The sequence below is a fragment of the Streptomyces sp. UNOC14_S4 genome (genome assembly GCF_020740835.1).
GTDB lineage: Bacteria > Actinomycetota > Actinomycetes > Streptomycetales > Streptomycetaceae > Streptomyces.
Window position 1 is genome coordinate 1 of the sequence record NZ_JAINFC010000480.1, and the last position, 5,750, is coordinate 5,750.

At 68.9% G+C, this 5,750-nt stretch carries 4 protein-coding genes; 3 read left to right on the plus strand and 1 reads right to left on the minus strand.

Annotation, left to right across the window (positions count from 1 at the left end):
* Nucleotides 1-282 precede the first annotated feature (282 nt).
* Complete coding sequence (locus K6I34_RS30020) at nucleotides 283-1,743, plus strand: catalase (protein ID WP_229330702.1); 1,461 nt, start codon at nucleotides 283-285, stop codon at nucleotides 1,741-1,743.
* Between the two features lie 74 nt (nucleotides 1,744-1,817).
* Here the strand turns inward: K6I34_RS30020 and K6I34_RS30025 are convergent, their stop codons facing one another.
* Nucleotides 1,818-4,070, minus strand: a complete 2,253-nt coding sequence (locus tag K6I34_RS30025; RefSeq protein ID WP_229330704.1) for a transglycosylase domain-containing protein — start codon at nucleotides 4,068-4,070, stop codon at nucleotides 1,818-1,820.
* Between the two features lie 240 nt (nucleotides 4,071-4,310).
* Here K6I34_RS30025 and K6I34_RS30030 point away from each other — a divergent pair, with 240 nt between their 5' ends.
* Together K6I34_RS30030 and K6I34_RS30035 are read left to right on the plus strand one after the other, a co-directional pair.
* Nucleotides 4,311-5,270: an SPFH domain-containing protein gene (locus K6I34_RS30030; RefSeq protein ID WP_229330706.1), complete on the plus strand. Its 960-nt coding sequence runs from the start codon at nucleotides 4,311-4,313 to the stop codon at nucleotides 5,268-5,270.
* Nucleotides 5,267-5,536, plus strand: a complete 270-nt coding sequence (locus tag K6I34_RS30035; protein WP_229330708.1) for a hypothetical protein — start codon at nucleotides 5,267-5,269, stop codon at nucleotides 5,534-5,536. The genes K6I34_RS30030 and K6I34_RS30035 overlap by 4 nt, the downstream gene beginning before the upstream one ends.
* Nucleotides 5,537-5,750: the final 214 nt, after the last annotated feature.

Sequence of the window (5,750 nt, forward strand, 5' to 3'; positions counted from 1 at the left end):
CGTCAGATGGTTATAAGAGACAGACCCGGCTGAGCACCGGGAAGGTGGTGTGGTTCGAGATGGCGCTGCCCGCGCACGCCCGCTGAGGGCGCCGCGCGTGCGCCGGGGCGCCCGGTGCTTCCGTTTTGTCTGCCGTCGCCTCCCCCGTCACCCGTACGAGGTGAAATTCTGGACAGTGTCCAGACTCCTGTTGCCGACGCGCTGTCGGCGGAGTTCACTGGCTCGGGTGGAGGGCGGTACGGACGCGCCCTCATCCATCCTTGTTTCCGGGAGGCGTCCCCTATGACCGACTCGGCGCAGACTCCGTACACCACGAACAACGCCGGCATCCCCGTGGAGAGCGACGAGCACTCGCTCACCATCGGGGACTCCGGGCCGATCCTGCTCCAGGACCACTATCTGATCGAGAAGATGGCCCAGTTCAACCGGGAGCGGGTCCCCGAGCGGGTGGTGCACGCCAAGGGCGGCGGCGCCTACGGCACGTTCGAAGTCACCAATGACGTCAGCCAGTTCACCAAGGCGGACCTCTTCCAGCCGGGCAAGCGATGTGAGATGCTGGCCCGCTTCTCGACCGTGGCGGGCGAGCAGGGCAGCCCGGACACCTGGCGCGACCCGCGCGGCTTCGCCCTGAAGTTCTACACGGAGCACGGCAACTACGACCTGGTCGGCAACAACACCCCGGTCTTCTTCGTCCGTGACCCGCAGAAGTTCCAGGACTTCATCCGCAGCCAGAAGCGCCGCCCCGACAACGGCCTGCGCGACAACGACATGCAGTGGGACTTCTGGACGCTGTCGCCGGAGTCCGCCCACATGGTCACCTGGCTGATGGGCGACCGCGGCATCCCGAAGAACTGGCGCCACATGAACGGCTACAGCTCGCACACCTATATGTGGGTGAACGCGGGTGGCGAGAAGTTCTGGGTGAAGTACCACATCAAGACGGACCAGGGCATCGAGTTCCTCACCCAGGCCGACGCGGACCGCATCGCGGGCGAGGACGGCGACTACCACCGCCGCGACCTGTCCGAGGCGATCGCGTCCGGCAACGCCCCGACGTGGACGGTGAACGTCCAGGTGATGCCCTTCGCGGACGCGGCGGACTACCGCTTCAACCCCTTCGACCTCACCAAGGTGTGGCCGCACGGCGACTACCCGCTGATCGAGGTCGGCCGGATGACGCTGAACAGGAATCCGGAGGACTTCTTCGTCCACATCGAGCAGGCGGCCTTCGAGCCGTCGAACCTGGTGCCCGGCATCGGCCCGTCGCCGGACAAGATGCTGCTGGGGCGGCTGTTCTCGTACCCGGACACCCACCGCTACCGGATCGGCCCGAACTACGCGCAGCTGCCGCCCAACCGCCCGCACTCGGTCGCGAATTCCTACGCGAAGGACGGCCCGATGCGCTACGAGCCCGCGAACGTGGCCAGGCCGTACGCGCCGAACTCGTACGGCGGCCCGGAGGCCGACACCCGGCGCTTCGGTGAGATCGCGGGCTGGTCGGCGGCGGGCGAGATGGTGCGTGAGGCGTACAAGCTGCACCGCGAGGACGACGACTGGGGCCAGGCGGGCACGATGGTCCGCCAGGTCCTGGACGACGCCGCGCGCGACCGGCTGGTGTCCAACGTCTCCGGGCACTTGAAGGCCGGCGTGAGCCAGCCCGTGCTGGAGCGTGCGCTGCAGTACTGGCGCAACATCGACAAGAGCCTCGGCGACCGCATCGCCACCGCGGTCAACGGCGGCTGACACGCATAAGCCTCCGGCCGCCGTCCCGCGAGGAGCGGGGCGGCGGCCGGAGGCTTTTCACGTACGGCGCCCGGTCAGTCGCGCAGGCGCAGGTTGGTCGACGGGTCACCGCCGTCACCGCCGCCCGTCGGCGGGACAGGCTTGTCCGTCGGAGGCTTCGGCTTGTCCGTCGGGGGCTTCGGCGGGGTCGGCTTGTCCGTCGGGTCCTTCGTCGGCGTGCCCCCGGAGGAGGTGGGCGTCGGCTTCGTGGTCGGACTGGCCGAGCCCGACGGGGTCGGCTGGCCGGACGCCGACGGAGTGGGCTTGGCCGAGCCGGTCGGGGCGGGCGGCGGGGGCACCGCGCCGGCCTCGTCCGTCTTCAGGTCGAACTCGGTCTCACCGTCTGCGGCCTGGCCGGTGTAGGCGGCCCAGATCTCGGCGGGGTAGCCACCACCGTTGACGCGGCCGACGCCGCCGGTGCCGGTCAGCGGGACCTGTGCTCCGCCGGGGCCCTCACCGAACATGCCGACCGAGGTGATGAGGTCCGGGGTGTAGCCGGTGAACCAGGCCGACTTGTTGTCGTCGGAGGTGCCGGTCTTGCCCGCCACCGCGTACTGCGAGCTCTGCACCACGGTGGCCGTACCGTCGTTGACCACGCCCCGGAGGATGTTGGTGACGTCGTCGGCGTGGGTGCGGCTGAGGACCTGCGAGCCGATGGTCTCCGGCGCCGCGACCTTCTCGCCATTGTGGGTCAGGGACTCGACGATGCTCGGGGTGACCTTCTTGCCGTGGTTGGCGAGCGTGGCGTAGACCCCGGCCATGTGCAGCGGGCTCGCGCTCATGGAGCCGAGCGACATGGCGGGCCTCTCGTCGAAGCCGCCGGCCTCGCGGTTCATGCCCAGATCGACGGCGGTCTTCTTGACCTTGTCGAGGCCGACGTCGACGGCCATCTGCGCGAAGACGGAGTTGACGGACTTGTTCATCGCGTCCTGGACGGTCACGTTGCCGTAGCTGACGTGGTCCTCGTTCTGCGGGGCGAACGGGGTGTCGCTACCGCGGACCGGCCGCTCGCTGGTGCCGTCGTACATCGTGCTCGCCGTGATCGGCTGGCCGTCCTGCGTCTTGGACGCGTTGTCCAGCGCCGAGGCGAAGATCAGCGGCTTGAAGGTGGAGGCGGGCTGGTAGTCCTCGCGGGTCGCGTTGCTGATCTGGTGCTTCGCGAAGTCCTCGCCGCCGTACAGCGCCACGACCTTGCCGGTCTTGCGGTCCACGGAGACGGCGCCGACCTGGGCGTAGTTGTCGACCTTGCGGGCCTGCTTGTCCAGCCTGGAGGTGACCTTGTCCTTGACGGCCTGCTCCAGCGCCTTCTGCTTGTCGGAGTCGATGCTCAGCTTGATGGTCCAGCCGCCCCGCGCGAGCGCGCCGTCACCGCGGCCGTTCTTGTGGAAGAACTGCTCGAGCTCCTTCTTGGCGGCGTCCACCAGGTAGCCGTTCTGCCCGGTGAGCCCCTCGGGGGCCTTGGGCGGCTTCGGCACCTCGAACTTCATGTCCTTGCGCTTGGCGGGGTCGAGCCACTTCTGCTCGACCTCCTTGTCGAGGACGTAGTTCCAGCGCGCCTGGGCGTTGCGCTTGCCCGCGTCGCTGGCCGCCGACCAGTCGTACTGGCTGGGCGCCTGGAGCAGGGCCGCCAGGTAGGCGCCCTCCTCCGGGGTGATGTCCTTGACGTCCTTGCCGTAGTACGCGCGGGCCGCGGCCTGGATGCCGTAGGCGTTCCGGCCGAAGTAACTGGTGTTCAGATACCCGGCGAGGATTTCCTCCTTGGAGACCTTCTGGTCCACCTTGAGCGTGATGATGAGCTCCTTCACCTTGCGGGTGACGGTCTGCTCCTGGCTCAGGTAGGAGTTCTTCACGTACTGCTGGGTGATGGTCGAACCACCCTGCTTGCCACGGCCCATGAGGGTGTTGAGAATGCCGCGCGCGGTGCCCTTGATGTCGACGCCGGAGTCGTTCCAGAAGTTCTTGTTCTCGGCCGCGACGACGGCGTTCTTGACGCTGTCGGGGACCTTGTCGAGCGTGACCTCTTCGCGGTTGACCTCGCCCGTGCGCGCCAGGACCTTGCCCTTGGCATCCAGGTAGATGTTGCTTTGCAGCTTCATCTCCATCTTGCCGTTGGGGATGTCGACGTACATGTAGAGCGCCACGAAGGCGCCTGCGCCGAGGGCGATGAGGGTCACGAAGTAGGCAAGCAGCTTCTTCCAGGTGAAGAAGCGGCGTATGCCGGTCTTCTTGGGCTTGCCGCCCTTCTTGCGGGTGCTCTTCTGCGCCCGTCGCGCTTCCGCTCGGCCCATCTCTCCAGTAGCTCCACTCTGTCCGCCCCCAACCCAGCTCACGAAGCTAACACCGCAACTGTCACCAAACGCCCATCGATCAAGGCTTTGCAGCACGTGACATACAGCACCCCGGATGGCGGGAACCGGACGCGCAGCGGTGCGGGAAACGGTACAGGGCGATAAAGTGATATCACTTTGCTAGACATCGAATCGGCGCGCGGCAGACCTCCGCGCGCCGCCCAGGAACGGGGTACCACCATGCAGGACACCACCCGCACCACCGTCGAGAACGCGCCGCCGGCGGACGCGCCGGAGACGCCGAAGCCGCGGGTGCGCGAGTTCCCCGCCCGCGACATCGGCGGCGGGACGGCCCTGCTGCTGGGCCTCCTGGGGCTGCTGATAGCGGCCGGCCTCATCGCCCTCGCGGTCTCCTTCGGGCACGACGGCAAGAACGCGCTGTGCGCGGCCTTCGTCGTCCTCGGCATCCTCGTCGGCATCGGCTCGGTCGTGGCGATGAGCGGCCTCAACACCATCGCGCCGGGCGAGGCCCGGGTGGTCCAGCTCTTCGGCCGCTACCGCGGCACGATCCGCAGCGAGGGCCTGCGCTGGGTCAACCCGCTGACCAGCCGCGAGAAGATCTCCACCCGGGTGCGCAACCACGAGACCGCCGTCCTGAAGGTCAACGACGCCTACGGCAACCCCATCGAGCTGGCCGCGGTCGTGGTCTGGCGGGTCGAGGACACCGCACAGGCCGTCTTCGAGGTCGAGGACTTCCAGGAGTTCGTCGCCACCCAGACCGAGGCGGCGGTGCGCCACATCGCCATCGAGTACCCCTATGACGCGCACGAGGACGACAGGCTCTCGCTGCGCGAGAACGCCGAGGAGATCACCGAGAAGCTCGCCGCCGAGCTGCACGCGCGCGTCGAGGCCGCGGGCGTCCAGATCATCGAGTCACGCTTCACGCACCTCGCCTACGCGCCGGAGATCGCCTCCGCGATGCTCCAGCGGCAGCAGGCGGGCGCGATGGTGGCCGCCCGGAAGCTCATCGTGCAGGGCGCCGTCGGCATGGTCGAGGAGGCGCTGGGCATCCTCACCGAGCACGGCCTCGTCGAGCTGGACGAGGAGCGCAAGGCGGCCATGGTGAGCAACCTCATGGTGGTGCTCTGCGGCGACCGGGCTGCCCAGCCCGTGGTCAACACGGGCACGCTCTACCAGTGACGGACGAACCCACACCCCCCTCGCCCTCGGATCCGCCTTCGCCGGAGCGGGCGCCGCGGCAGCGCAAGCAGGTGCTGCTGCGGCTCGATCCGCTGGTGCACGACGCGCTGACGCGCTGGGCGAACGACGAGCTGCGCAGCGCGAACGCACAGATCGAATTCCTGCTGCGGAAGGCACTCGCGGAGGCGGGACGCCTTCCGGGCGGCGCGGGGGCGCTCCCGCGCAGGGGGCGGCCGCCGCGGAAGGGTCCGCCGGACGGCGGCTGAGTTCCGTCCGGGGGCTCCGCCCCCGGGCCCTGGTGCGCCTACTGGGGTGCGACTTGCGCTCGGCGCGCGGCTGCGGGCCATCGACGGCTGGTCGCGCAGTTCCCCGCGCCCCTGACAGGGCGCGCCCTGTCGGCCGGACTTCCGCCTCACCCCCGGTTGTGGGCATGCGTTCCGCTAGGGGCTGGGGGCACCTCCCGGACGGAGTCTGGGGGAG